This is a genomic window from Candidatus Bathyarchaeota archaeon (assembly GCA_018396705.1).
Lineage (GTDB): Archaea > Thermoproteota > Bathyarchaeia > Bathyarchaeales > Bathycorpusculaceae > DRVP01.
Window position 1 is genome coordinate 85,473 of the sequence record JAGTQZ010000002.1, and the last position, 26,135, is coordinate 111,607.

The following is a 26,135-nucleotide window of genomic DNA, read 5'->3' on the forward strand; positions in this document are numbered from 1 at the left end:
AATGGAGTACATTAGAATTTTTGACACAACATTGCGGGACGGTGAACAGACTCCTGGAGTTTCTTTAACTCCAGAGGAAAAGATGGAGATAGCTCTACAGCTTGACAAATTAGGAGTAGATGTAATCGAAGCTGGTTTCCCATCGGCTTCTGAGGGAGAATTTAGGGCTGTCAAAAGTATAGCTGCGGCTGGCTTGAAAGCAGAGATCTGCGCACTTGCACGGGCGACAAAAAGCGACGTAAACATGGCGATGGCTTGTGAGGTAGACTCGATTCACACGTTTATCCCAACGTCTGATATTCAAATAAAATATGTTTTAAACGGAACGCGGGGGCAAGTGTTAAAGGAAACCGCGGAAATTATTCAGTACATAAAGGCTCATGGCTTTATATGTGAATTTTCTCCTATGGATGCAACCAGAACAGAGCTTGACTTTCTCAAAAAAGTGTGCTTAGTTGCACAGGAAAACAAAGTGGATAGGATAAACATACCGGACACTGTCGGAGTTGCAAATCCAACGTTTATGAAAAATCTCATAAGCGAGCTGAGAAGGACAATAACTGTTCCGATAAGCGTGCATTGCCATAACGATTTCGGAATGGCAGTGGCAAATTCTCTAGCCGGTGTTGAAGGTGGTGCAACGCAAGTCCACGTGACCGTGAATGGTCTGGGTGAAAGGGCTGGAAATGCTGCTCTAGAAGAGGTTGTGATGGCTCTTCAACTAATATGCAACAAGAAAACAAGGATAAACACGAAGTTATTGTATGAAACTTCACGACTTGTTTCACGAATAACCGGAATCACCCTTCAGCCAAATAAGGCTATCGTCGGCGAAAACGCCTTTGCCCATGAATCTGGAATACACACTAAAGGAGTTGTGGTTAAGCCGGAAACTTTCGAACCATTAACACCAGAAATGGTTGGGAGAACACGAAAAATAGTTGCAGGTAAACATGCGGGGAGGCAGGGGCTAAAAGCTGAGCTTGAGGCCATGGGATTTCACGTCACTGAGGACCAACTTAACGAGATTTTTAAACGTGTAAAAAGCTTAGGTGACAAGGGAAAAACGGTCACTGATGGTGACCTTTTCGCAATAGCTAGAGCCGTTACAGGGATACCTGAAAAAAATATTGTTAAATTAGCCGGCTTCACTGTTGTAACTGGAAGTGAAACCACACCCATGGCCTCCGTCAAGCTGATACTCAACGATAAAGAGTACATTGCAACTGAGACAGGTGTCGGTCCGGTGGATTCCGCTATAAAGGCGATACAGAAAATCGTAAACATGTTGATAGGGGTTAAACTGAGAGAGTATAGGCTTGAAGCAATAACAGGCGGCTCAGACGCCGTTGCTGAAGTCATAATAAAAATTGAAGACGACCATGGAAACATAGTTTCCGCCAGCAGCGCAAGCGAAGACATCGTCAAGGCAAGCGTCGAGGCCATGATAAACGGGATAAACAAACTGCTCACCAAAAGAGGCTTAGGGAATTGAAACATACTTCATCACCGGGATTGGCTCCGGTTACTGAACGCGATGAAGCCAGACATAGAAAAAGCAAGGCTAATGCCAACGGCTCATTTGTTCTTGCCCATGTTGAGGCAAAAGCTCCGGCGACTTCGGCAAACCTAGGCGCTGGATTTGATGTCTTCGGAGTTGCATTAGACGCCTTGTTTGATAAAGTTGCCGTTGACGTGGTGAAAGGAGATAACAAAATTCAATTGTTTGTTAAAGGGAAAAATTCAGAGCTTGTTTCAACAAATCCCGACGAAAACACTGCGGGACTAGCTGCAAAGGCCCTTTTGAAAGCATCCGGCAAAAGTTACGGGCTTATTATAAGCATTGAAAAAGGCATACGGCCTGGAAGCGGTTTGGGAAGCAGCGCAGCAAGTGCAGCAGCTTCCGCGTTGGCTGTGAATGAAGCTTTACAGTTAGGTTTTACAAGAAAAGAACTCGTAAAATTTGCAGCTTTAGGCGAAATAGCGGCCGCGGGCGTTCCCCATTATGACAATGTTTCTGCGGCTCTCATGGGATTTTTCACGGCGGTAGTTTCACATGAACCTTTTGAAGTGATACAGCTTCCAATGCCTGAAAATATCAAGTTTGTCGTAGTCACCCCAGAAATAGTGCTGGAAACATCCAAAGCTCGCTCAGTTCTTCCCAAACAAGTGGCGCTGTCTGACGCTGTGCATAACATTGCAAGGGCATCTGCGTTTGTTGCTGGTGTTTTAACAAGCAATCTAACCTTAATGGGGATGGGAATGAAAGACTTGCTTGCTGAGCCATACAGGGCCAGTTTAATCCCCGGACTGGCTGAGGTTAAAAGAAATGCCATAGCCGCCGGAGCGGCTGGTGTTGCAATAAGCGGATCTGGCCCCTCTGTCTTAGCGCTTGTTGACGCCTCCAAAAATGTGGAGGCCAAAGTCTTGAAAGCTATGAAGGAAGGTTTTGAAGGGTATGGAATACAATGCGAGGCTATAATCGCCAAACCTGGGCCGGGCGCGACGGTCGTTAGGAGCGAAGAAAAGTAAGCTCATAAGCGTTCAATCTAAAATCCGAGTTTTAGTTGAAAACTTTTGCATTTTCCTTTATTCGTCCAAACATGAAACTGAAACCAAAAGATATAAATATTGGAAGGTTTCTGTTTATTGGTCTGATATGAACAATCCAATAGCCACGATCAACACCCAATTCGGGTTTTATTTTAGTGGCTATTGGTACATATTTAGCTATTAGGGAGAAACCGCGACCGCTTCTGTTTCGGTTTCGGTTCTCTCCTTTTGGAGGTTTATGGTGTGAGGCTGGAACAAGGTAATGTTTCTGGTTCCATTTTTGTTGTAAAGTTTGGAGGAAGCAGCTTAGCTGATTGCGAAAAAATAGCTAACGCTGCCAGAGCCGTCATAAAAGAGTTGAACAAAGGAGCAAGAGTTGTTGTAGTGGTTTCTGCTATGGGTAAAACCACCGACTTATTGCTTGAAACTGTGAAGAAGGCTACCAACTGCGAAAAGACAGCATGGGGCAGAGACGTTGACGACGTACTAGCTATGGGAGAAAGGACTAGCGCGAGGATTTTCTCGGCAACCCTTAAGGCCAATGGTGTAAAATGTCGCTATTTTGATCCAGCGGACCCAGATTGGCCAATAATCACCAACGATGTGCCAATGAACGCTGATCCCATCTTAGAAGTGTGCAAGGAACGTGTTGTCAAACATGTCCTACCTCTGCTTGATCAAAGCGTCGTTGTAGTTGTTCCCGGCTTTGTTGGGAAGACGTTAGATGGCAAAATTACAACTATGGGGAGAGGTGGAAGCGACATAACAGCGCTTGTCTTGGCTTGGGCGCTTAAGGCAAAGCAAGTTATCCTCGTTACTGATGTTGACGGCATAATGACAGCTGACCCTAAACTTGTCAAGTCTGCAAGAAAAGTGCCTGAAATAGATGTTGATTCACTAATTGGGCTTGCAAGCTCCTCCCACAAGTTTCTGCAGAGAAAAGCATTAAAATACAAGGAGGAATGGATGGACGTTAAAATCATAAACCATAACCACTGCGACTTGGCTGCTGAAGGCACTGTCATTAAAGGTGCCCTTTCAAAAAATGTCGTTAGCATGAGTTTTCCAGAAGCCGTAGCCTCCGTAACCGTTGTTGGAAAAGCGCTTTCCCAGTCTCATGAAGTCTTACAGCAAGCGATCCAGAAAATAAAGAGTGCAGAGGTTCCTCTTCTTGGAATTTCAGCCAACTATGATTCGCTTATTCTCTATGTTCCAGAGGGTATGCTTGGCAGAGTCCTTGAGCCGCTTCATTCGATTGTTTACGATTATCCGGAGGCCATAGCCATAGCTGTGAGAAAAAACCTTGCCCTGCTTAAAATCAAAACGGCAGAGCTTGAAGAAACCCCGGGAGTAATTGTTAACTTGGCTAAAGCTTTAGATTCAAAAGGCATTAACATTTACGGATTGTTCACAGTGGCCTCTGGAATACATGTTTTTGTTGATATGGCGGATGCTGATGAAGCCTTTGCGGCTATTAAGAAATCTTTGGAAGAGGATTTTGAAAAATCCTTAGAAATCAAAGTTATGGAGGCAAACTAGAATTGGTAAGTGGAAAAAGTAGACGAATGCGGAGAATACTTGGCGAAGATGGCAAAACTGTGATTGTTCCCATGGACCACGGGGTTACATGCGGCCCTATTAACGGACTTTTAGACATGCAAAACACCATTGACAAGCTTATTGCTGGCGGCGCAGACGCCGTTGTTCTACATAAAGGTATAGCGAAAAACGTTGACACAAAAAGGCTTGGACTCATTATACATGTTTCTGCAAGCACAAAGGTAGGGCCTGACGCAAATTGGAAAGTGGGGGTCTGCAGCGTCGAAGAGGCCATTCGGCTGGGATGTGACGCCGTTTCGGTTCATGTGAACGTGGGTGCGGTTCATGAGCCTGACATGCTGGTGGAGCTGGGCAAAATAGCGGACGAATGTGACGCATGGGGGATTCCTCTGCTTGCCATGATGTACCCGCGAGGAGCGAAAATAAAAAATGAGCATGACCCAGAGGCTGTTGCCCACGCAGCTAGGCTTGGTGCAGAACTAGGCGCAGATATAATAAAGACCAATTATACAGGAGATATTGAGTCTTTCAGAAAAGTTGTTGAGGGGTGTCCTGTCCCGGTGATAATCGCTGGCGGGCCAAAAGTCGACACGGCTCAAAGTTTGCTGGAAATGGTTTATGATGCAGTTAAAGCCGGCTGCGCAGGGGTATCTATAGGTCGAAACGTTTTCCAACATGAAGATCCAACAGCTATGACTAAAGCTCTTGTTGGCATAGTGCATGAGGGATGGAGCATAGAGGATGCGGTGATGTTTTTAAAGGCAGAATGTTGTCCTAAATCCGATGTCAAGGCTAAAGTGGGGGTCTACTCTTGAAAGAGTTTTGGCTGAAAATAGATAAAACTGTTCCGCAAAATGTCATGGAACATCTGCTCGATTCTGCAAGTCAAACGTGTGATGTCGTGTATGTTGAGGATGAGCAGAAATTAAACGACGTTAAGAAAAAGAAGTTAGGGGTAAAGGTTGCCGCGAAGATTCGCGAGTGCGACATTCAAGTCCTTGAACCCCTTATGTCGGAAGAGTTAGCAAAGTTGAAGACTGCTGGCAAACCAGTGGCGGTTCGGGTAACGGTTAAGGGCAAGGAGGACGAAGTGGCTGCTGTCAAAGCTGCAAATCTTTCAGCCGATTACATTATTATCAACTGTTTGGACTGGAAAATCATACCATTAGAGAACCTTATAGCTAACATAAGAGGAACAAGCAAGCTTTTGGCAGAGGTTTCATCATTGGAAGAGGCCAAACTAGCTCTTGAAACTCTTGAACTGGGAGCCGACGGAGTAGTCTTAAAAACGGCAGATTCAAATGAGGTTATAAAGGTGGCGTATCTAGTCAAAAAGCAGCTACCCCAGTTTAAACTTGTACCGGTAAAAATAGTTGGCGTTAAACAGATAGGAACCGGAGCCAGAGTGTGCGTTGACACGTGCGATTTAATGAAGGAGGGTGAGGGACTCCTTCTCGGATGTCAATCTGCATGTTTATTCCTAGTGGAAGCGGAGGTTCACGAAAATCCCTTTGTTCAACCTAGACCTTTCAGGGTGAATGCGGGTCCAGTGTCGCTGTACGCGCTGTGTGCTCCAGATAAGACAAGATATCTTTCAGAACTCAAAGCCGGAGACGAGTTAATGATCGTGGACAGAAATGGCAAAGCTAGGTTCACGAATATTGGCAGAGTCAAAATTGAGTGGCGTCCTCTTCTACTAATTGAGGCTGAATGGGAGGGTAAAAACTTCAAGACGATAGTTCAAAATGCGGAAACGATAAGGCTTGTAACAAAGGATGACTCTACGTCAGTTACGAAGCTTAAACCCGGAGACGAGGTTTTAGCGTACATTTCAGAAGGTGGAAGGCACTTCGGAACCCTTGTTAAAGAGGAGAAGGTTGTAGAGCTTTGACCGTTAGAATATGCGTTTCCATAATGCCTAAAAGCTTTAATGACGCGTTGAAGCTGATCCAAAAAGCGGAAGAGCATAAGGCAAACTTTATCGAGATAAGATTAGACTGTCTCGGCGGATTTAAAGAGTTGAAAGACGTCGCTGGATGTGCAAAAACACCGCTAATCGCAACTATTAGAACACCTAACTGTGGCGGAAATTTTTTGGGGAAGGATGAAGAACGCAGAAAAATTCTTTACAATGCTGCTTCAAACGGGTTTAAATACGTGGACATAGAACTTGACACACCTTGGCTGAGCAGCTTTGTTAAGGAACTGCATGCTTTAGGAGTTAAACCAATACTGTCTTTTCACGACTTTGAAGAAACGCCGGAAATCACAAAGTTACAGCAAATTCTTAAAAACGAAATTGCAGTAGGCGCAGACATCTGCAAAATAGTGACAATGGCGCGAAGTCTACAAGACAACTTAACTTTACTACGTTTCCTAAACGAGGAGGGTGGAAAAGCTAAGATTGTCTGCTTCGCTATGGGGGCTCTGGGTAAACCCTCAAGACTTTTGTCGCCGATTTTTGGAGGATACTTCACAATCGCTGCCTTGGAACACGGCGGGGAAACTGCTTCAGGGCAAATGACAATTCAAGAAATGAAGGCGGCGTATAAGGCGTTAGGAGCCATGTAAATGGAAATTTCTGGAAAAACCAAAGTGTTCTGTGTAATCGGCGACCCAATTGATCATTCGCTAAGCCCCGTTATGCATAATGCTGCTTTTAGATTTTTGAAGCTTGACGCTGTTTATGTTGCCTTTAAGGTGAAAAAGGAAAGGCTTGAAGATGCTGTGAATGGTGTGCGCGGGTTCAGCATTTATGGAATGAATGTTACGATGCCCCATAAAACTGCCATCACCAGTTACTTGGACGAAATCGACCCTGCGGCAAAATTCGTTGGAGCCGTTAACACGGTGCTTAATGCGAACGGGAAGCTTGTAGGCTTCAATACCGACGGCGTCGGCGCAATAAAAGCCTTAAAGGAGAATGGAGTGGAGCCTAAAGGTAAAAAGTTCCTACTTTTAGGCGCTGGAGGCGCCGGAAGAGCAATAGCTTTCCAACTTGCACAAGAGGCAGACGAGCTTAGAATTCTAAACAGAGACGGAGAGAAGGCTAAAAGGTTGGCGGAATCGCTTCAAAGAAAGTTTAACAAAAAAATTGTCGGAAACAGCCTTTCAACAAACCTCCTTAAAGAATGGCTTAAAAACGTAGATGTGCTCATTAACGCCACTTCCGTTGGCATGTACCCTAACAGTGGCCAAACCATCGTCGAGAGGGATATGCTAAATCCGAAGCTTACAGTAATGGACATAGTTTATAGTCCTATTGAAACGAAGCTATTAAAAGAAGCTAAATCTGTTGGCGCCAAAATTATAAATGGCATTGAAATGCTCGTCTTTCAAGGTGCTGCTTCATTTGAAATCTGGTGGAATCAGCCTGCTCCTGTAAACGTTATGAGGGAAGCTATTTTGAAAAAACTCTGCGGGGTGGAAATCAAAATTTGAGTGGAAAAACTACTGCAACTGCTATAAGCTATGGTGGAGCAACCATAATAAACGCTATCGCAACTGGCAAAGGAGCAGCCTTTGGAGTAAAATTATGGACAAAAGCAGAGGTTAAGTTGACAGATAGTCCGCCAATTATAAAGGGTGAAATTGTTTCAGACCCTGCCGAGAACACTATACTTATAGAGAAAACTGTGAATAAGATTCTGAGATATTTTGGGCTTGCCGACAAATTCGGGGCAGAGGTTAAAACATGGTCCAACATACCCATTGCCCGCGGCCTAAAGAGCAGCAGCGCTGCTGCAAACGCCATAGCTCTCGCCACAGTGGCTGCGCTAGGGAAAGAGGTTGATGACTTGACAGTAGTAAATTTGGGTGTTGAAGGAGCTTTAGAAGCAAAAGTCACAGTAACAGGTGCTTTCGACGACGCTTGTGCATCCTATTTTGGCGGAATAGTCATAACAGACAACTTAAAGAGGAAGATAATTAAACGCCTTGAAGCGCCTGAAAACCTCACCGTCTTGTTTCACATACCTAAAACTAAAGTTTACACAAGCAGTGTTAATGTTCAGAAAACGCGGGCCATAGCCCCCTTGGTCAAGATAGCATATAAAGAAGCTTTAAAGGGTAACTTTTGGCAAGCTTTAACGCTTAATGGGCTGATATACTCTTCGGCTCTAGGATATGATTCTTCAATTGTTCTGGATGCTTTAATGGCTGGAGCAACTGCCGCCGGATTATGCGGTAAAGGACCAGCCGTAACAATTGTTGTCGCCGAAGAAAAGATTGATGGTGTACGGGAAGCCTTGATGCAGTACGAGGGAGAAATAATAGAGACGCAAATAAATCATGAAAAAGCGCAAGTTTTGGGCGTTTCTCCATGACAAGAGTTGTCATTAAACCAGCTGAAAACTTAAGGGGGGAAGTTAACGCCCCCCCCTCTAAATCTTATACGCATAGAATGCTTATTGCCGCACTTTTATCAAGTGGCAAAACAACTATAGAAAAGCCTCTAATTTCCGACGACACGCTAGCAACTTTAGAGGCTGTAAAAGCCTTCGGAGCCGAAGTAAAACAAAAAGGCGAACTCTGGGAAGTGAATGGACAACCACCGCCTCTAAAGACGCCCGCAGGACCTGTGAGTTGCCGGGAGTCGGGAACCACCTTACGCTTTATGATACCAGTTTCCGCCCTTGCCCTTGGAAACACAACATTTGTGATGGGACAATCGCTGAGTAGAAGACCCATAGAACCGCTGCTTCAAAGCCTAAAACAGCTTGGAGTGAATACCCGATATGATGCCGAAAATCCATCCGTCATAATAGTTCACGGCGGAGGAATCGACGGTGGAGAAACAACCTTAAGAGGCGACATAAGCTCCCAGTTCATATCTGGTCTTCTGTTTGCGTGCCCCCACGCGAAAAATGACACTAAAATAAGCCTTACAAAACCGGTTGAATCAAAAGGCTATATTGAAATGACTCTGGATGTACTGCGTAAACACTCCGTAAAAGTTAGAATTTCAGAAGATTTCACTCAAATACAAGTTCCAAGCGGGCAAATATACCTGCCTTTTGAGCATAAGGTTCCTGGAGATTTTTCTTCCGCGGCTTATCTTCTGGCCGCCGCCGCCATAACATCATCAAAAATAAGAATTCACAATCTTGATTATACGTCAAAGCAGGGAGATAAAGCGATTTTAGAAATACTTAGGCATGCAGGTTTAGAAGTTAAAATCGGTGAAGGGTTTGTCGAAGTTAGTGGTGAACTTCGCGACGCAATAAATGTTGATGCGGGAGATATCCCAGACTTGGTGCCGGCGTGCACAGCAATTGCATGTTATACAAGCGGAGTGTCTCAAATATGCAATGCTGGAAGGTTAAGGTACAAGGAATCTGACAGGCTTGCCGCTCTTTACACAGAGTTTAGAAAAATGGGGGCTCACATAATCATGGAGGAGAGCGGCCTAATAATAAAGGGGCCGTGTAAACTTCATGGCGCTGTAATAGATCCTCATAATGATCATAGAATAGCGATGGCTTGCGCCGCCGCGGCTTTAGGCGCTGAGGGTGACACAGTAATAATAAACGCTGAATGCGTGGGAAAATCTTATCCCAACTTTTTCAGAGACTTAACCGTGTTAGGAGCGAATATAGTTGACGGCGAACTCGATTGGTAAAGCCTTTGTTGTAACATCTTTCGGAGAAAGCCACGGCAAATGCGTGGGCACAGTTATAGATGGTTGCCCAGCAGGGCTTCCACTTTCCGAACTAGACGTGCAAGCAGAACTGGATAAGAGGATACCGCCCAAACAGGAAATAACGTCGGGAAGAATCGAAAAAGATGTCGTGGAAATTCTATCCGGAGTATTTGAAGGATACACTACTGGGGCGCCTATCTGTATTCTGGTATGGAACAAGGAAGCTGTCCCCTCAGAATATGACGCTATAAAAGATTTGCCAAGACCTGGACACGCCGACTACCCCGCCCACATTAAATATGATGGATTCAACGACTACAGAGGCGGCGGAAGGTTCTCTGGAAGAATTACTGTATCATTTGTTATGGCTGGAGCTGTTGCAAAGAAATTACTGCGAATGTTCGGGGTTGAAGTGTTGGCGTACACCAAAGCAATAGGCGATATTGAAATGAAAGAAACACCAACGCTGGAGCAGATTAGAGAAGGAACATATAAAAACTCGGTTAGATGCCCAGATCCAATGTACGCTGAATCAATGGAGAAAGCCATAATCGAGGCAAGAAGGGAAGGAGAAAGTCTCGGAGGCATAGTGGAATGTATTGCATTAAATGTTCCGGCAGGTGTCGGCGAGCCAATAGTTGACGCGTTAGACGCTGATATAGCAAAGGCCATCTTCGTTGTGCCCGCCGTTAAGGGAGTGGAGTTTGGTGCAGGATTTAAAGCAGCCACACTGAAGGGATCCGAAAACAACGATGCATATACGATAAGAAACGGCAAAGTAGTAACCTTAACAAACAACGCAGGCGGGGTGCTTGGAGGTCTATCCAATGGTATGCCGATAGTGGTTAGAGCGGCTTTTAAGCCAACACCGTCGATAGCGAAACTACAGAAAACCATAAATTTGTCAACGTTCGAGGAGGCCACTGTGCAAATAAAGGGCAGGCATGACCCGTGCATAGTGCCAAAAGCTGTTCCGGTAATAGAAGCTGTGGTTGCAATAACATTAACAGACCTCATGATAAGGGCTGGAATAATCCCGAAAGTTCTAGGAAGGAAGAGGTAACCTTGGAAAAAATAGCCGCATTACGGCAGAAAATAGACGAAATAGACGAGAAAATTCTCCTACTGCTAAAAGAAAGAATTGAAGTTTCCAAGAAAATAGGCGAAATAAAACAGAAACAAGGAATCCCCGTCAGAGACCCCAAAAGGGAAGAGGAAAAATACAAGCACATATCAGAGAAAGCCGCGGAGTTTGGACTTGACGCTGAAGATGTTAAAAATCTTTTTCAAAAAATAATCGACATAAGCATTCGCATACAAAAGTCTGAATAAACTCTTTCTTATGTAAAATCTTAAATATTCGTTATACATTCCAAACTGGACTGGTTGAAATGTTATACGAAATAAACGAGAAAGTAATAAGACTTGAAAAAGAAGGAAAGAAAATTATAAAATTTAACCTTGGAGACCCCGATCAACAAACTTCAATGGAGATTATTGAGGCTGCTTTTGAATCAATGAAAAAAGGTAAAACAAAATATGCCTCCGCCGCCGGAGAGAAAGAATTGAGAGAAACTCTAGCTGAGATCCATGGTGTTAAAGCGGACAACATTGTGATAACTCCGGGTTCCAAGTGGGCGATTTTCGCTGTAATGTATCTATTATTTGAAAAAGGCGGCAACGTGATAATCCCGAGTCCACATTGGACAGCATATGACTTAGCAGCCAAAAGCTTAGGTGCTGATGTGAAGCTTATAAAAACTAAGTTTGAGTCAAATTGGGAAGTGAAAGCTGAAGATCTAGAGGCGCTTATTGATGAGAAAACAAAGTTGATCATACTTAACAATCCTAACAATCCCACAAGCAAAGTAATGGCTGAAAAAGTTGTAAAGAGAATAGTGGACATAGCTAATAGTAAAGGTGTAAAAATTCTGTCAGACGAAGTTTATGCAGACATAAGTTTCGTCAAAACCAAAAGCCTTCTGGATTTTGGAGGCGAACCCATAATAGTTAAGAGTTTCTCTAAAACGTTTGCCATGACTGGATGGAGGATAGGCTACTTAATCGCGGATAAAACGCTTGTAGACAAAATTATAAAACTTAATCAAATAACGTTGACAAATGTCCCCGTTTTTATACAAGATGCGGCTATGAAGGCGCTGGAGCTTAGACATGAAATTGCGTCAAGGCTACGAGATGAGTACCGGAAAAGGGCGGATTTAGCTTGTAAAATATTTTCGGGAACAAAATTGAAGTTTACAAAGCCCGATGCACCCTTCTATATATTCCCAAAACTTGACGGATTGGATTCTGAAAGATTTTCTTTTGACCTTTTGGATAAAGGAGTTGCAGTAACTCCAGGAACATCATTTGGCGATTATAAAGAACACTTTAGAATATCCTTAACAGCACCGGACGATGAAATTGAGACAGGCCTTAAGATAATCGCTGAGGCTTTTAAATGAAAATAGCGATAATAGGCGCCGGAAGAATGGGTAAATGGTTTGCTAAATTCTTTCTAGACCAAGGTTTTACCGTTATAGTTTCAGACAAGGACTCTGAGAAACTAAAAAGAATACGGGAAGAACTAAACGTCGAAACGGCAGACAATGTAAAAGCTGTGGAAAGTGCAGACCGTATATTCATATGTGTACCCATCGAAAACTTCGAAAAAGTGATAGAAGAGGTACATGCGCACATCCACTCTGGACAAGAGATTATGGACATATGCTCTGTTAAGGAAAACCCGGTAAACATAATGCATAGATATATTAAGAATGCTGTCTCACTTGGCACCCATCCAATGTTTGGTCCAGGCGCCCGAAGTATAAAAAACCAGAATTTCATTTTTACACCTACAAACGCTGAGGAAGAGGCTTTAGCGAAAAATTTTGGAGCATGGCTGGAAAGTAAAGGTGCCAAAGTTTTCTTTATGACTCCACGGGAACATGACAAGCTCATGTCAGTTGTAATAGGGTTCCCCTATTTTTTAAGCTGCGTTGTCTGCGATACAATATTAAGTCATGGACAGTTTGCAAAGACGAAAGAAATTTCTGGAGTAAGCTACAAGCTACTGTTAACAATAATTGAAGCCATGACTTCGGAACAAACAGAGCTTGCAGTAAGTATACAAACGGGGATTTCAGAAATGGACAAGCTTGGAGAACTTTTCTTGGATAAAACGAAAGAATGGCTGGAAATATTAAAACAAAAAGATAAAACTGCGTTTATCAAAAAAGTGGAGCTGCTGAAAAGCAAACTGTCCAAGGCAGATCCGCAGTTTTTCAAAGCTTATGAGTCCATGTATAGAATGCTTGAGGCTCTTGAAAACTGATAATTTAAGCTGGAATATTTTTAGTTATGTCCGATGCGAAAATATACTCGATATCTGAAATTAGAGTGTAAAATATATCTATATTTGGAATATGTATTAATTAAAACAACTGCATATTGCCCTAACTGGTGTCCCAAGTTTGGATGAACGGCAACTTCGAAAAATGCTGAGGCAGATGGGTTATCCAGAAAAATCTATTGAAGCGGTTCTTAAATGGTATAAATGAAAGTTCTTGTATTCAAGCCGTTTTATTTCTCTCCGATCAATTCTACAAGAAACTCTTTGGCTGTCTTCGTGAATGTTTCCCGCATTTTTTGGAGGAGTTCCTCCCCTTTTTTCGTTAAGGTGTAATGTTTGATCTTGCGATTGCCCTTTAAAGTCCATTGGCTGCTTGCAAATCCCTCCATTTCAAGTCTATGCAGAAAGGGGTAAACTATGCTGGGTTTCAGTGTTCTTCCAGTTAGTTTCTTAAATTCAGATATGAGCTCGTATCCGTGTCTTGGCTTATGCGACAAAAGCCATAGTATTACTGGTTTTTCGAGACTGCGAAGGAAAGCGTCGCTGATTCTAACCATAGGCTTTCAAGCAAAATAATTTAAACCATGATATATCAAACTTTCCATATTAAGAATGCTTATATTCCATGTCAATTTAAGCCTACATGTAGAAATTAATCTCTGGTAGGGCTCCCTCATATGGCTGAATTGGAGCAAGAAATTTTAAAAGCCGTTGTCAGAGGCTTCAGTAGGGTCATGATTTTATGGCTTCTAACAAAAGCATCCATGTCTGGATATGGTATTACAAGGGAGTTAAAACGATTAGCTGGATGGAGTTTCCGCCCAGGGGTTGTCTATCCTCTGCTTTATGAACTTGAAGAAAGCGGTTTAATACAGGGAAAATGGATGGAAAAGGGGAGAAGACGTATAAAGTATTATTCAACAACTGAAAATGGTGTCAAACTCTTGAATCGTGTTAAAGACCTACTCGGGGCACCTGTTAAAGAAGTATTAAAAGAAATTATGCTTTGATGTATGTCTTTCTACTTTTATCTCAGAAAAACGTATATTGTAGTAACTGCTATCCTCGAAGTCTATGAGGAATGGCCTTGAAAAAGGTTATCGAAGTTAGGTGGCATGGCAGAGGCGGACAGGGAGCGTGGACGGCCAGCGAATTACTTGCGAGAGCTGCGATTTATGAAGGTAAATATATTCAATCTTTTCCGGAGTTTGGCCCTGAAAGAATGGGGGCACCTGTATCAGCTTTCACGAGGATAAGCCTTGAACCTATTCGAGTGCATTGTGCAATTTATAATCCTGATGTTGTTGTGGTTTTAGACCCGACGCTGTTGAAAACTGTGCCCGTTACTGAGGGAGTTGGTAAGGGAGGAAAGCTTATAATAAATTCGAAGGAAAGCCCGAACAATGTTAAGAAAGCTTTAAAAGAGAGTGAACTTGAAGTCTGGACTGTTCCAGCAACTGAAATAGCCATAAAAATTTTGGGTTTGCCCATAACAAGCACAGCCATGCTTGGAGCTGTTGCACGGGCCACAGGTCTGGTTAGCTTGGAAAGCCTTAAAAAAACGGTTAAGGAACGTTTTAGAAGCGACATAGCTGAGAAAAACTTTGCTGTCATAGAGGAAGCCTATAAGGAGGCACGTTCCACATGACTTCTAAAGAAGAAGAGAAAAGTTGGAAAGAGATCTCTATTGCTGCGGTTTGCTGGAAACCAAGCACCGACTTTCTTACAGGTGATTGGAAAACCTTCAAGCCCGTAAGAGATTTGGGAAAGTGCATCCGTTGCCTTTTATGCGTAATGTTCTGCCCAGACGGCGCCATACATTGGATAGCTGAAAAAGGTGACATCGAATTTGACTACAACTACTGCAAGGGCTGCGGCATCTGCGCCAACGAGTGTCCTACTAAGGCGATAGAGATGAAAATTGAATAAATGGGAGATGCGTTTTATGAAAAGTGTTGTCGAGCAAAAGTTTTTGGCTTTAAACGGGGACGAAGCTGTTGCATATGCCGTTAAGCAGTGCGATGTAGATGTTGTGGCTGCTTATCCAATAACGCCCCAAACAATTATTGTTGAAAGGTTCAGTGAGTACGTGGCTAACGGCGAAGTTGAAACAGCTTTTATCTGTACAGAATCTGAACACAGCGCTTTAACGGCATGCTTGGCTGCCTCTTTGACTGGTGCAAGGGCCTTTACAGCTTCAGCTTCGGCGGGTTTAGCTTTGATGCATGAAATGCTTTTCGTTGCGTCTGGATGCCGTGCACCAGTTGTCATGGCTATTGCGAATCGTGCTTTATCTGCCCCTTTGAACATTCATGGTGACCAATCAGATACCATGGCACAGAGGGACAGCGGGTGGATTCAGATTTATGCGGAAAACGCACAAGAGGTTTACGACTCGGTTATACAAGCTTTCCGGATAGCGGAACATCCTGAGGTTCTATTGCCTACCATGGTTTGCCTTGAGGGTTTTCAATTGAGTCACTCGTTGGAGAACGTGAATGTGCTTCCAGACGATGTCGTGAAAAGGTTTGTGGGAGTACGTAAGTTTCCAAAGGTGCTTACTCATGAGGGAAAATTTGCGCCTTTAAGGCTTGACCCAGATAATCCAATGACCCTCGGGCCAGCAGCTTTTCCAAATTATTATTTTGAGTTCAAACGCCAACAGGAAGAGGCCATGAATAAAGCCCTCGAAGTCATTAGGCAAGTGCACGATGAATACGCTGAAATAAGTGGAAGAAGATATGGCAACGGGCTTCTCGACCCCTACTACCTTGATGACGCCGAAATTGCCACGGTATGTCTAGGTTCAACGGCGGGTACCGTGAAAACAGTTGTCGACGAGTTGAGAGCTGAAGGCGTTAAAGCTGGGCTTCTGCGAATTCGCACTTTTAGGCCATTTCCCGTAGAAGGGATCCGTAAAGCTTTGGAAAATGTAAAGGCCGTGGCTGTGATGGATAAAAGTATGAGTTTTGGCGGCCATGGTGGTGCTGTTTTTCATGAAGTTCGCCATGCCCTTTACGATTCTGAAAAGCGACCCTTCGTTGTCGACTATATATATGGACTTGGTGGAAGAGATATAAATCCAATGCAAATCCGTGCAATTTATAGAGATCTTCAAGAAGTCCTCCAAAAAGGTCGTGTCGAAACTCCAATAAGATATGTAGGTCTAAGAGAGTAAGAGGAGAATAGTTAAATGGATAGTGAAAAATGGGGGTTCACGGTCAAGGATATAGTTGAAAAACCAGACTTATTTATGTCTGGCCATAGAGCATGTGCGGGTTGTGCTCCAGCAATCGTTATGAGATTGATAATGAAAGCTGTTCGAGGCCCCACAATTGTGACGACGGCCACTGGTTGCATGGAAATAGTTTCAACACTGTACCCCTACACTTCTTGGGCCGTGCCTTGGCTTCACACAGCCTTTGAAAATGCCGCCGCAAATGCTTCAGGCATAGAATCAGCTATTAAAGTGTTGCGAAAAAAGGGCAGGATAAAAGGCGAGCACGTGGATGTCATCGCCATTGCTGGAGACGGAGGCACATATGACATAGGCTTTCAAGCCCTCTCCGGAGCTGTGGAAAGAGGTCACGACTTCTTGTTTGTGCTTTATGATAATGAGGCGTATATGAACACGGGCATACAGAGAAGCGGAGGCACACCTCTAGGCGCGGCTACAACAACTTCGCCGGCTGGCCAAGTCATACCTGGCAAGCTTGAACCCAAAAAGCCCATAGCTGACATAATGGCGGCCCACGAAATTCCATATGTGGCTACGGCATCACCATATTACTGGCGTGATCTAATAACTAAAGCGCGGAAAGGCCTAGAAGTAGAAGGACCAGCGTTTCTACACGTTTTTGCACCATGCCCCCGAGGTTGGAGAAGCGACTCAGCAAAATCCATTGAGCTTTCCCGTTTGGCGGTGGAAACATGCATTTTCCCGTTATGGGAATGCATAAGAGGTGAATATCAGCTTTCAGCACCCAGCAAAGTCATAGCAATAGAACCTCAAAGGAAAAAGCCGGTGAAAGAATACTTAGCGATGCAAGGCCGGTTCAGACACTTATTCACATCAAAATATGAGAATCTTATCGACGAAATACAGCGAATAACAGATCAGAGATGGCAAAACCTTCTCAAAAAATGCGGGATCACTAGCTAAGGTCCAGTCCTTTCTATCTCATTTTTAAGATTTTAACTTTTTAAACACCGTTTTCTCAGCGTCAAGTTTTTATTCAGCCTTTAATTACGCCGTTGAAAATGCAGTATGACAATCATGGTGGTAACAAGCATAACCTAGGAGGCTGACAACCCACTGGATTCATTGCATATGACTAGCTTGTTTGCTTTTGTGGCGTCAATCCTCTTGACTTTTAAGCATCCAAAGGTTAAACTTCCATTCAAGCATGTTTATCTTCACTTAGATTATGGTTTAGCTCCAATATTATGTGTGGCTGTCTTATGGGTGACATCCGTGATAGATGCCAACTTTATTGTAAGGGGTATCGTTGGCTGTGAAAACATCAAACCCTACTCGATAATAATCTTGATATTATCTCTGGCATACATCTGTATTTCCTTAGATTTAACCGGATTGTTCAAGTACATCGCATTGCAGGTTATAAAGTTAGCTGGGAATTCTGGCAAAAGGCTGTTCGTGTACTTTTTCATACTTACGTCTATACTGACACTTTTCACAAGCAACGATGTTGTAGTATTGACGATTACCCCAATAATTTTATACATGTGCAGCAGTGTGGCCGTGTCACCTCTTCCATTCCTTCTCGCCCAGTTTTTCGCTGCTAATATTTCCGGCATGGGGCTCTATGTTGGAAATCCAACTAACATTGTGATTGCCGAAGCTTATGGAATTTCCTTTGCCGATTTTGCTAAATGGATGCTTCTGCCAGCAGTCTCCGCCACTGTCACGTGCCTCATGCTGCTTTTGCTAGTTTTCCGTCGGAAACTACCTGACAGAATGCAACCACCGCATGTTAGCCCGCAACATGCTCTTAAGGACAGGAGGGGCGCCGTTTTTGGTTTAATCGTGCTTGGCGGCGCCATCTTCTTCATGAGTTTGCCGTCAGAGTGGACAGGGGTTCATCCATGGATGATTGCCTTGGCATCCGCATTTGTAATGTTTCTTTATAATTTGTTGCTGGCGCGATCCAATATCTTAACTGTTCCGAAAAGGATGCCGTGGAAAATAGCACCATTTCTAATCGGACTTTTCGTCATAGTTGAAGGTATGGCTTCCTCGGGTTGGACCGATTTGCTTGCACTTCAACTTTCAAAAGTTTCTACAAGTCTTATAGCGGCTGTGCTTAGTGTAGGTTTTGCATCGTCGTTCGCCGCTGGTTTAATGAATAATCATCCCATGACAATATTCTTCGTTAAGGCTCTTCAAGGCTCAGCTTTTTCAACTCCCCGGATCGTTAAGTTTGGCGCTATGTTAGCGCTTGTTGTTGGAAGCAATCTTGGAGCCAACTTTATGCTGACCGGAGCGCTTGCTGGGTTAATGTGGGCTAAAATTCTTTCAAACCATGGGTATACTATTTCATTTTCAGAATTCTCCAAATACGGTTTTCTAGTGATGCCTATTGTGGTAGTTGTGGCTTGTTTAATGCTTGTTGGTCTGATCTCTTTATTGGCATAATGGTTAAACTGCGTTTCTGAGGAATTTTTCTATCTCGTTTTCAGCGTTGTCTGCCTTTATGAATATGGGCACATTTTCTATGCCTGTGGCAATGTAACTGGATAACAACCATTCTCCAGGTGCGAACTCAAGGGTTTTCTCCAATATGCCCTTGTCTATCATGAAAGTGTCGCTTATCAATGCGCGGTCGTATGGCCGTGGCAGCGTTCCCACAAAGTAGGTGTGAAGTTGTTGAAGAGCATTTGTGTTCAAGTAGGCGATGCGTTGAGTAGCTATGCAAACACCTAAACCGTATTTGCGGCCTTGCCTAAGCAGTGTTTCCACCTGTTTGCTGCATTTTTTGTCTATGCCTGTTGCACCTGAAAGCTCAGGGATGAATTCTTGAGCTTCATCGAAGACTAGGAGGATATAGGGCTTAACTTGAAACATGCGTTTTCTCCGGATGAGTAGGTCATGGGTTAGTGTTATGACTAATTCTTTTATTGTTGTGGGGTCTGATATGGAGATGCAAACAAGCCTTGTCTCGCCTTCCAGTAGTTCCCGGATTTTTTCCACAGTCAGCCCGCCGGTTTCCTTCTTCATTTCTTCTTGGCGTTTCCTTATTTGGTCTAGTATTGTTGTTCTCGTCGTTGCCCAACCGTAGAAGGCGCTTTTGTCGTGGACTTTGAACTCTTCCACCGTGGCTATGCAGACGTTGTCTATGTATTTGATGAAGTCTTCACTTACTTCTTGGTTTTCGCTTAGTCCATGTGCCTCCATGTAATCTAATACAGCGTCATGGATTCTATCTATGGCGTTCAAATAGTGAGGTCTATCAGTGGCGCTTTTTCTTTGATCGTTTAACTCCTCCAAGAATTGAGCGTAAGTCGGGATTTTCTGTTTGGGTCTAGTGTAGAATCCAAGTTTATCTTGTTCCATTATGCGTTTTAATCCAAACTTGATTCGCTCGTCAGCCTCATACTCTCTTGGCTTTACGACTGAGTTGAAGAATTGTTCAAGAGAGTCTATTCGATGTTCAAGAATAATCTTGGATGGAATTCGCTCGTCCGCCAGTAAGTCAAGCAGCAAGAACACATACTCGCAGCTTATGTCGAAAACAACGACTTTAACGTCACTTGTGTGAAGTAGGATTCGCCTCAAGATGTTGGACATTAAGTTGCTTTTTCCTCCGCCTGTAAAAGCGAAAACGCCGAAATGGTAGCGCACGAGCTTCTCGAAATCCACATATATTGGAATGACTGTGTTGCTTGTCTGAAACATTTTCACAACACCGAGTCTCGGGTCAAGCCTAGCATCTTCCACGGTTTTAGACGGATCTACACCAAGCTTTTCGGTAATTTTCTGGTTATACATCCGGTTTATCATTTCACTATTTAAAATGTAAACGGGGCTACCCACAACTGGATAGGAAAACCCCTTCACAAACCTGTATTCGCAGTTTTTACTTATTACTAAATCATAGTTTATTGGTATGGCGTCTATTTGGATCATCATGGTTGAACGGTCATCTGTCAACCAATCTGCCTCCGACTGCTCTATAATTTCAAACTGCATGGGATAATAGCCATGGTCCGACAAGCCTCTAAGCCCGAAGTGTTCAGGCCAGACACGGCTTATCTCCATAAGCGTATAGCGTTCCTCGCCCAAAAGCGCCTGCTTAAAGTTTTTAACGGCTAAAAGCATGCCCTCTTCCAGCAAGCCCATCAAGTCTTTTTGGTATTCCACTTTTATGCGACAGTTGTAGCGGGCGCTTGTTCCAGCCACTTTGGATTCTTCTGCCCCGCCAAAAAACCGGGGCACGACGGTGGCGAGCCTGGCCCTGAACCGTCCGTCGAAGTCTGTGAAGCACATACAGTTAAATTTGTTCTCTTCTTGCGGCTTCAATGGCTGTTCGCCTCTCTCTAAACGTGCTCATGTAGAATATGAACTTTCTCAATTTATGATTATTAAGAATCCATTCTGCAGTTGTATCTACAACCCGCTTGAATTGACTGTAATTCCACTTGGCAATTTTGTCTGCGATAAATAAGGGCGTGTTATGTCCGAAAGCTTCTGGAATGTTGGATGGCGCCATAGCCACTAAAATGCTCATGGTTAGGTTTTGCATGGGATTTGGCACGTTCTTGTCCATGAAGAGGATTACTTCCATGGGCTCTTTTGTGCCGTCGCTGAGCTCGTTCCAAAACTCCACAGTGGTTTCAGGCTTATAATCATATTCCGGATAGACGAGGCGGTCTACGAGGAGCACGTTGCTCCTTAGCATAGGGTCGGTTTTGGCTTGACTCAACTGCACATAGGTTTTAAGGAAGACTTTCTCCAAGCCTATCTTGTTTTTAATGGCGCCTGAAACGTAGCCTTTCCGGTTCTGTTTGTCCAAAACCATGGTTCTAAAGGCAGAATCATACTCTATGAGACTCCATGGAGGTGTAATCTTATCCGCATTTAATATGCTGGTGGACTGGAGAATCATGCGGTCTGTGTTCGGCAATTTCTCCAAAATTTCTTGGAAAATTTTAGTTGCCAAGAGGTCGTTATTGCACATTATTGGGATGAGTTGCCGTTTAAAGTCTCTTGCAGCTGTGTCTTTTGTCACGCCTATCAGGAGAATATGTCTATTCCAACATTCCTCCATCAGCATGTGCAGTGTGAAAAGTGTTAGAAATGCGATGTCAAGTGTTGTAAGCCAATATTCTTTTCCGTCTTTAACTATTTTCATAGGATTGCTGGTTTCAGGGTTTTCTGTGAAAAAGAATTTGTCGCCTATGGCTACTACCAGTTTTTTGATGCGCTCCCACGTCCTCAAATATCTTTGGTTTAGGGCGTAAATTTCGCCTTTTTCGGTTAAAACGCCTTTTTTCACGAGGCTGTTTATGGCGCGTTCAACTCTTTTCGCTCTGTCCTCGTCTTTGATTTCAAATTCTGCTAGAATCTGCCTTTTTGTTAGGGCACTTTTCCGTTTAAGCAAGTCTATTATAGCATAGCGGATGTAGTCCGCCCTTGGAGGAGGTATGCCTAGCCTTTGGTTACAGACAAAATGTCTTGCAATGGTTAATTCGTTGATGTCTATAGGTTCTCCGTCCACTTTATAGCCTAAAATATTGCTTTTTGCTTTCCACAAGGCGCGTTTCGAAGTATCGTAGAGGAGGCTTGCCCTTTCAACAGACAGACTTCTGTCCAAAATAATTATTCGAACATTTTGTTCGAAGTCTTTAGCCATTTTGTAAGCCAAATAGTATTCAGCAAAAGTCATAATCCAGTTGGCGATTGTTGCATTGTTAATTATTGACTCTTCGGTTAATGGTTTTCCAAGGCTAATCTCGTCGGGTTGGGAAACTTCAAAAAATGTCTGATCCACGTCTGGAATTTCGTTAACGTAGATGGGCACCACGCTGGAGATGCCCGCACCATGCTTAGCAGTTCGCTCGTCATACTTAACTGTTGGCGGCTCATCCTCATGAAAGGTTATTGTCCCGGTTGAGGCGTAGGCACCTCCGAAGAAAACGACAAGGTCAAAAAGTGGACGCGAGTACATGGTTCCATCTATTCCCGCGAAACGTACAGAAGAAGCTCCAAAAAACTCTTTTGCAGTTTGATAAGCTTCTTCTGTATTAAAGCCAATTTTAATAAGGCTTGAAAGAAGGTTTTCGTAAAAGTTCTTCAGCGAAGAAAAGCGCTTTTCATAGTCTAAAACTTGCATGGATGCCCCAATTTTAAGCATGTTACATGTCCGTTTTATGGCGTTGCTTAAAGGCGAAAGCTGCACCTCAACTCCCACCTAGCCAACAATTAAAAGCTTAGACGTAAAAACGTTTTTAAGCTCAAAACACCCCATGATTTCAGAATATTTTATATCAGTTATCCGCGCAAATCTAGTCTTGAAGGAGAAAAATTGGCTGGAGAGCCTATTATAAAACGCAAAAGTGTCAAAACTCGACGGGTTGAAATTGAAGTTAGGCAAATGACTTTGGAAGATTTGCCTGAAGTTTGGCGTTTAAGCGAGGAAGTTTTCACACCGACGCAGTTGCAGTTCACATACCGCACATGGAACATCAACGAATTGCTTTCGCTTTTCCAAGAGGATCCTGAACTATGTTTGGTGGCCGAAGACATAAACACAAAAAAGATTGTGGGATTCGCATTAGGCACCATTTTAAAGAGACCTTTCAGTCCATGGACCTATGGCTATTTTCTATGGATAGGCGTTAAAAAAATGAGGCGCCGCCGAGGCGTTGGCAAGAGACTTTATAGAGAACTGGAAAAGCGCTTTAGAGAGAGGGGCGCCCGCATAGCCATAGTAGACGTGGAAGGCACAAACTTGGCGGGCATGCGTTTCGTGGAGAATCTTGGCTTTAAGCGAAGTCAAACCTACGTATGGTACAGCAAACTTCTTGATTAATCTAGCTAAAGTGTGGAACAGAACCAATAATCTTCCCTCATCTTTAACTCAAAATTATAGTATTTACTTTAAACCTTCAACAGTTAATGACCCTCAATGTTGAACGGGCAGAATGGAAAATTATTTATCTATCATCATGGAAAAACCATGGTTATCGAGGATGTTGGAGGAGAAATTATGGCTAAATGTCCAAAATGTGGAACCGTCGTAAACACGCCTAAAAAGAAGTGGACCATGGCGGGCCGTCCAGACAAGTCTGGCAAAAGAATGCAGTTGGAAATAGGGCTTTTCGACTGCCCTAAATGCAATAAACCTTTCCGGGAAGTACTAAGCAAGAAAAAAGTTTAGCAAATAACAACATTCACAGTTGGCTTTAACCATGCCGAAAACGAAGCAAAACATTTGCCCTGAATGCGGAACAGAAGTTAAAGACCCCTACAAAACGTGGGAGCTTATCGCACCGTTCCCTGACAAGCAAATGCGGATAACTATGACAGTCTTTGGCATGTATGAATGCCCAAAATGCGGAAAAAAGTTCAAAGGCATAGTAAGCAAAGTCAAACTAGGCGCTGAAGGCATAGAACTATAGCCTGTACATTTACCCCTTTTATTTCTCCCTTTAGATTGATACAGAACACTAACTTTTAAAATCTGAAAGGATAATTCTACAAGACAGCATAGGCTCAAAAGAAGGCCAGAAAGTTGGCGATTGAAACTCTAAAAAAACTGTGGAAAAATGACTATTTCCAAACAGCAATAACAATAGCGCTGATATTTCTCATAGTCTTCAGCCTATACTACAGTGCACAAGCCGTCTTGGGTACACCCTACCCAGTGTTAGCGGTAGCCTCTGGAAGTATGCTTCCAACTCTTAACATTGGCGATCTAATAGTGGTTCAAAAAATAGACCCAGCCCAAATAAATGCTGACCCAAAAGGCTTAACTGGAGACATCCTAGTTTACAAAAAGGGAGATGAGCTAATAGTTCACAGAGCAGTCAAAATAGAAGACAGAAACGGTATATACTACATTACAACACGTGGGGACAACAGCGGTGTAGATGATCCTGCATGGCCTTCCACAAATCTGGTGGGCAAAGTAATAGCTAGAATACCTTACCTTGGAAACATCCCCCTATTCCTCAATTCGGGAAGAAACACTTACATACTATTCCTTGCACTACTTATAATCTTCATAATTCTAATGTTGCCGTTTGGTTCAAATGATAAGGAAAAACTGGTCGAGAAAAAGAGCGCCTCAAAAATAGATTTAGGCCACATCTATTATGCCGTTTTGAACATAGTGATTATTGGATTAATAATTTTTAGTTTGTATGGCTCGTTCACTTTTTGGCAGCCTGGCGCTGCCCCTCCTAACGCAACCATTCGAGGCATGTACGCTGACCAACAATATCACGAAAGCTTCAACGTGAAGGCTATTCTACACCAGAGCCTCCTAACATACAAGATTGATTGTGAAATGAGCAGTGGAACCCGTTTAGGCGTCCCAACATTTGCATGGTATCAATTTTTCACTATTATTCTAATAATTTTTAACGTTTGGAAAATCCACAGTTTTTTAAAGTCAAGAAAAAGGTGCAGACTCTAAAGTTCAGCGATGCGCAAAGACCTCCTCTACAGTCTAATCCAACAACAGAACAGTTACAGATGTTTTTCAAAGAATATTTTATGAAAAATCAATTCAGAATTGACAGTTAATGCCCATTACCTTAACATTATCATTTAAAAACCTCTTTTCAAGCTAATTTGAGAATTTGATTAAGGGTTTAGCTCATTTGGGTGAAAACCGAAGCTCTAAAAATAAAAATTAGACTCCAGCAATAAAACGTTTAAATATTGGCGATGATAGGTAGGATAAGAAAAGATATTCGATGGTGCAAGACGTGGACGATAAATATAAGGAAAGACTCGAGGAACTGAGAAGGGATCTCGGAGATTTAATGTCCAGTGTTCCTGAGCTATCCAGATTCGCCCAGTATGTATACATTGCTGAAGAGAAAAAATTTCTCGACATAAAGACTAAAGAATTGATTTCTTTAGCCATTGCCGTAGCTATACGTTGTGAAGACTGCATACTTTGGCATCTAGATGCTGCAATAAAAGCCGGTGCTAGAAAGGAGGAAATCATGGATGCATTAAAAGTGGCGGTTGCGATGGCTGGGTCACCAGCGCTCGTCTATGCAGTAAAAGCTTATAAAGCTATGACGTCGTTCCTTTAAAGTTCCACGATTTTCTCTCATACCTTTCTTTATACAAGAATTTTGAAAGAACACTTTCATATGCGTTCAAGTCACCAGGATTAACTTTAATTTTGTATGTTTTCTCAATACCGTGGAGAATTGCGTGTTTAATGTCATCCATTGATATGGAACATTCTTTTAATTCATCCTTTATGTTAGTTACCTCATATCGTGGTTTGGACAGTACTTTTGAAAGAATTTTTATTTCAGCGTAAACTAGAAGGGTGCCGTGGCAGAGTACAGCATTTCTTTTTATATAAGCCGCCAACCCAGACACTTTTTTGTTTTTTAACCAAATAGAATTAGGTGGTCTAAACTCAGCATCTATACCTATTTCTTTCAACCCTTCAATTACAGCGTTGCAGGAAAACTCATATAGTTCAGAAAAACTTTCTGGATAGAATTTGCTATACCTGCTTATAACAAAAGTCCAGTTGAGATTACCGAGATCTTGATATACTGTCCCACCCCCGGTGAAGCGCCTTAAAATCTGCACCTTGTACTTTTCGCATTCTTTTATGTTTACTTCTTCATCAACGTTTTGGGAGCGTCCTAAGATCACTGACCGTGAGTTTCGCCAAAAACGTACGGTACTCGGTGATTTTCCTTCATTAACCGCCGTTAATATGGCTTCTTCTATAGCCATGTTCAGGTATGGGTCATTTGATTCTGAGTAGAGGATTCTCCATTCTTCCATTCTTGGGAGAAAGTAGAAGA

General features: G+C 43.0%; 28 protein-coding genes. 24 read left to right on the plus strand and 4 right to left on the minus strand.

The features are described 5' to 3' along the window. Position 1: 1 nt before the first annotated feature. From KEJ24_01240 to KEJ24_01300, 13 genes are all read left to right on the plus strand, one after another. Positions 2-1,495 (plus strand): 2-isopropylmalate synthase, encoded by a 1,494-nt coding sequence (locus KEJ24_01240; protein MBS7646451.1) that lies wholly within the window; start codon positions 2-4, stop codon positions 1,493-1,495. Next, a complete protein-coding gene (locus KEJ24_01245; GenBank protein MBS7646452.1) occupies positions 1,492-2,532 on the plus strand; it encodes a homoserine kinase in 1,041 nt (346 codons plus the stop codon). The genes KEJ24_01240 and KEJ24_01245 overlap by 4 nt, the downstream gene beginning before the upstream one ends. A gap of 264 nt (positions 2,533-2,796) precedes the next feature. After that, positions 2,797-4,092: a hypothetical protein gene (locus KEJ24_01250; GenBank protein MBS7646453.1), complete on the plus strand. Its 1,296-nt coding sequence runs from the start codon at positions 2,797-2,799 to the stop codon at positions 4,090-4,092. 26 nt (positions 4,093-4,118) lie between these two features. Further along, on the plus strand, positions 4,119-4,928 hold the full coding sequence (locus KEJ24_01255) for a 2-amino-3,7-dideoxy-D-threo-hept-6-ulosonate synthase (GenBank protein MBS7646454.1): 810 nt from the start codon (positions 4,119-4,121) through the stop codon (positions 4,926-4,928). Next, entirely contained in the window at positions 4,925-6,004 is a 1,080-nt protein-coding gene (locus KEJ24_01260) for a 3-dehydroquinate synthase II (protein MBS7646455.1), read from the plus strand. The genes KEJ24_01255 and KEJ24_01260 overlap by 4 nt, the downstream gene beginning before the upstream one ends. Then, positions 6,001-6,684, plus strand: a complete 684-nt coding sequence (aroD, locus tag KEJ24_01265) for a type I 3-dehydroquinate dehydratase (GenBank protein ID MBS7646456.1) — start codon at positions 6,001-6,003, stop codon at positions 6,682-6,684. Before KEJ24_01260 ends, aroD begins: the two co-directional genes overlap by 4 nt. After that, positions 6,685-7,554: a shikimate dehydrogenase gene (locus KEJ24_01270; protein ID MBS7646457.1), complete on the plus strand. Its 870-nt coding sequence runs from the start codon at positions 6,685-6,687 to the stop codon at positions 7,552-7,554. Continuing rightward, a complete protein-coding gene (locus tag KEJ24_01275) occupies positions 7,551-8,438 on the plus strand; it encodes a shikimate kinase (protein ID MBS7646458.1) in 888 nt (295 codons plus the stop codon). The genes KEJ24_01270 and KEJ24_01275 overlap by 4 nt, the downstream gene beginning before the upstream one ends. Beyond that, entirely contained in the window at positions 8,435-9,733 is a 1,299-nt protein-coding gene (gene aroA, locus KEJ24_01280) for a 3-phosphoshikimate 1-carboxyvinyltransferase (GenBank protein MBS7646459.1), read from the plus strand. The genes KEJ24_01275 and aroA overlap by 4 nt, the downstream gene beginning before the upstream one ends. Further along, on the plus strand, positions 9,711-10,817 hold the full coding sequence (gene aroC, locus KEJ24_01285; GenBank protein ID MBS7646460.1) for a chorismate synthase: 1,107 nt from the start codon (positions 9,711-9,713) through the stop codon (positions 10,815-10,817). Before aroA ends, aroC begins: the two co-directional genes overlap by 23 nt. Before the next feature lie 2 nt (positions 10,818-10,819). Continuing rightward, entirely contained in the window at positions 10,820-11,086 is a 267-nt protein-coding gene (locus KEJ24_01290) for a chorismate mutase (protein MBS7646461.1), read from the plus strand. A gap of 59 nt (positions 11,087-11,145) precedes the next feature. After that, positions 11,146-12,219 carry a pyridoxal phosphate-dependent aminotransferase gene (locus KEJ24_01295; GenBank protein ID MBS7646462.1) on the plus strand — a complete coding sequence of 358 codons (1,074 nt, stop codon included), beginning with the start codon at positions 11,146-11,148 and terminating at the stop codon, positions 12,217-12,219. After that, on the plus strand, positions 12,216-13,088 hold the full coding sequence (locus KEJ24_01300; protein ID MBS7646463.1) for a prephenate dehydrogenase/arogenate dehydrogenase family protein: 873 nt from the start codon (positions 12,216-12,218) through the stop codon (positions 13,086-13,088). Before KEJ24_01295 ends, KEJ24_01300 begins: the two co-directional genes overlap by 4 nt. Positions 13,089-13,336: 248 nt before the next feature. Here KEJ24_01300 and KEJ24_01305 read toward each other — a convergent pair whose 3' ends face one another. Further along, positions 13,337-13,663 (minus strand): PadR family transcriptional regulator, encoded by a 327-nt coding sequence (locus KEJ24_01305; GenBank protein MBS7646464.1) that lies wholly within the window; start codon positions 13,661-13,663, stop codon positions 13,337-13,339. A gap of 120 nt (positions 13,664-13,783) precedes the next feature. Here KEJ24_01305 and KEJ24_01310 point away from each other — a divergent pair, with 120 nt between their 5' ends. The 6 genes from KEJ24_01310 to KEJ24_01335 all read left to right on the plus strand — a co-directional run bounded on the left by KEJ24_01310 (position 13,784) and on the right by KEJ24_01335 (position 18,762). Then, on the plus strand, positions 13,784-14,116 hold the full coding sequence (locus KEJ24_01310) for a PadR family transcriptional regulator (protein MBS7646465.1): 333 nt from the start codon (positions 13,784-13,786) through the stop codon (positions 14,114-14,116). Positions 14,117-14,187: 71 nt separating this feature from the next. After that, positions 14,188-14,754, plus strand: a complete 567-nt coding sequence (locus KEJ24_01315; GenBank protein MBS7646466.1) for a pyruvate ferredoxin oxidoreductase subunit gamma — start codon at positions 14,188-14,190, stop codon at positions 14,752-14,754. Further along, a complete protein-coding gene (locus KEJ24_01320; GenBank protein MBS7646467.1) occupies positions 14,751-15,035 on the plus strand; it encodes a 4Fe-4S binding protein in 285 nt (94 codons plus the stop codon). Before KEJ24_01315 ends, KEJ24_01320 begins: the two co-directional genes overlap by 4 nt. Positions 15,036-15,051: 16 nt before the next feature. Beyond that, entirely contained in the window at positions 15,052-16,284 is a 1,233-nt protein-coding gene (gene porA / locus KEJ24_01325) for a pyruvate ferredoxin oxidoreductase (GenBank protein MBS7646468.1), read from the plus strand. A gap of 15 nt (positions 16,285-16,299) precedes the next feature. Continuing rightward, positions 16,300-17,268, plus strand: a complete 969-nt coding sequence (locus KEJ24_01330; GenBank protein ID MBS7646469.1) for a pyruvate ferredoxin oxidoreductase — start codon at positions 16,300-16,302, stop codon at positions 17,266-17,268. Positions 17,269-17,436: 168 nt separating this feature from the next. Then, positions 17,437-18,762, plus strand: coding sequence for a hypothetical protein (locus KEJ24_01335; protein MBS7646470.1), 1,326 nt, complete (start codon positions 17,437-17,439; stop codon positions 18,760-18,762). Positions 18,763-18,765: 3 nt separating this feature from the next. Here the strand turns inward: KEJ24_01335 and KEJ24_01340 are convergent, their stop codons facing one another. Continuing rightward, positions 18,766-20,646 (minus strand): ATP-binding protein, encoded by a 1,881-nt coding sequence (locus KEJ24_01340; GenBank protein MBS7646471.1) that lies wholly within the window; start codon positions 20,644-20,646, stop codon positions 18,766-18,768. Next, positions 20,618-22,525 carry a hypothetical protein gene (locus tag KEJ24_01345; GenBank protein MBS7646472.1) on the minus strand — a complete coding sequence of 636 codons (1,908 nt, stop codon included), beginning with the start codon at positions 22,523-22,525 and terminating at the stop codon, positions 20,618-20,620. The genes KEJ24_01340 and KEJ24_01345 overlap by 29 nt, the downstream gene beginning before the upstream one ends. Before the next feature lie 126 nt (positions 22,526-22,651). On the opposite strand from KEJ24_01345, the gene KEJ24_01350 reads away from it, so the two are divergent. The 5 genes from KEJ24_01350 (at position 22,652) to KEJ24_01370 (ending at position 25,397) form a co-directional block, all read left to right on the plus strand. After that, on the plus strand, positions 22,652-23,158 hold the full coding sequence (locus KEJ24_01350; GenBank protein MBS7646473.1) for a GNAT family N-acetyltransferase: 507 nt from the start codon (positions 22,652-22,654) through the stop codon (positions 23,156-23,158). A 147-nt stretch (positions 23,159-23,305) separates the two neighbouring features. Next, entirely contained in the window at positions 23,306-23,506 is a 201-nt protein-coding gene (locus KEJ24_01355; protein MBS7646474.1) for a hypothetical protein, read from the plus strand. Positions 23,507-23,537: 31 nt separating this feature from the next. After that, positions 23,538-23,747 carry a hypothetical protein gene (locus KEJ24_01360; protein ID MBS7646475.1) on the plus strand — a complete coding sequence of 70 codons (210 nt, stop codon included), beginning with the start codon at positions 23,538-23,540 and terminating at the stop codon, positions 23,745-23,747. Between the two features lie 113 nt (positions 23,748-23,860). Then, the gene (locus KEJ24_01365; GenBank protein MBS7646476.1) at positions 23,861-24,766 is read left to right on the plus strand and encodes a signal peptidase I; all 906 of its coding nucleotides are present in this window, start codon (positions 23,861-23,863) and stop codon (positions 24,764-24,766) included. A gap of 283 nt (positions 24,767-25,049) precedes the next feature. Continuing rightward, positions 25,050-25,397 (plus strand): carboxymuconolactone decarboxylase family protein, encoded by a 348-nt coding sequence (locus KEJ24_01370; protein ID MBS7646477.1) that lies wholly within the window; start codon positions 25,050-25,052, stop codon positions 25,395-25,397. Here the strand turns inward: KEJ24_01370 and KEJ24_01375 are convergent. After that, entirely contained in the window at positions 25,378-26,115 is a 738-nt protein-coding gene (locus tag KEJ24_01375; protein ID MBS7646478.1) for a lipoate--protein ligase family protein, read from the minus strand. The genes KEJ24_01370 and KEJ24_01375 overlap by 20 nt on opposite strands. Between the last annotated feature and the right edge of the window lie 20 nt (positions 26,116-26,135).

What these genes read in the sequence shown, in the direction of transcription:
- KEJ24_01255 (MBS7646454.1), top strand. Translation starts at nt 4,119, where the DNA reads ATGCGGAGAATACTTGGCGAAGATGGCAAAACTGTGATTGTTCCCATG.
- KEJ24_01310 (MBS7646465.1), top strand. Translation starts at nt 13,784, where the DNA reads ATGGCTGAATTGGAGCAAGAAATTTTAAAAGCCGTTGTCAGAGGCTTC.
- porA (MBS7646468.1), top strand. Translation starts at nt 15,052, where the DNA reads ATGAAAAGTGTTGTCGAGCAAAAGTTTTTGGCTTTAAACGGGGACGAA.
- KEJ24_01240 (MBS7646451.1), top strand. Translation starts at nt 2, where the DNA reads ATGGAGTACATTAGAATTTTTGACACAACATTGCGGGACGGTGAACAG.
- KEJ24_01315 (MBS7646466.1), top strand. Translation starts at nt 14,188, where the DNA reads ATGGCCTTGAAAAAGGTTATCGAAGTTAGGTGGCATGGCAGAGGCGGA.
- KEJ24_01320 (MBS7646467.1), top strand. Translation starts at nt 14,751, where the DNA reads ATGACTTCTAAAGAAGAAGAGAAAAGTTGGAAAGAGATCTCTATTGCT.
- KEJ24_01360 (MBS7646475.1), top strand. Translation starts at nt 23,538, where the DNA reads ATGCCGAAAACGAAGCAAAACATTTGCCCTGAATGCGGAACAGAAGTT.
- KEJ24_01375 (MBS7646478.1), bottom strand. Translation starts at nt 26,115, where the DNA reads ATGGAAGAATGGAGAATCCTCTACTCAGAATCAAATGACCCATACCTG.
- KEJ24_01355 (MBS7646474.1), top strand. Translation starts at nt 23,306, where the DNA reads ATGGTTATCGAGGATGTTGGAGGAGAAATTATGGCTAAATGTCCAAAA.
- KEJ24_01270 (MBS7646457.1), top strand. Translation starts at nt 6,685, where the DNA reads ATGGAAATTTCTGGAAAAACCAAAGTGTTCTGTGTAATCGGCGACCCA.
- KEJ24_01295 (MBS7646462.1), top strand. Translation starts at nt 11,146, where the DNA reads ATGTTATACGAAATAAACGAGAAAGTAATAAGACTTGAAAAAGAAGGA.
- aroA (MBS7646459.1), top strand. Translation starts at nt 8,435, where the DNA reads ATGACAAGAGTTGTCATTAAACCAGCTGAAAACTTAAGGGGGGAAGTT.
- KEJ24_01370 (MBS7646477.1), top strand. Translation starts at nt 25,050, where the DNA reads ATGGTGCAAGACGTGGACGATAAATATAAGGAAAGACTCGAGGAACTG.
- KEJ24_01300 (MBS7646463.1), top strand. Translation starts at nt 12,216, where the DNA reads ATGAAAATAGCGATAATAGGCGCCGGAAGAATGGGTAAATGGTTTGCT.
- KEJ24_01335 (MBS7646470.1), top strand. Translation starts at nt 17,437, where the DNA reads ATGACTAGCTTGTTTGCTTTTGTGGCGTCAATCCTCTTGACTTTTAAG.
- KEJ24_01305 (MBS7646464.1), bottom strand. Translation starts at nt 13,663, where the DNA reads ATGGTTAGAATCAGCGACGCTTTCCTTCGCAGTCTCGAAAAACCAGTA.
- KEJ24_01330 (MBS7646469.1), top strand. Translation starts at nt 16,300, where the DNA reads ATGGATAGTGAAAAATGGGGGTTCACGGTCAAGGATATAGTTGAAAAA.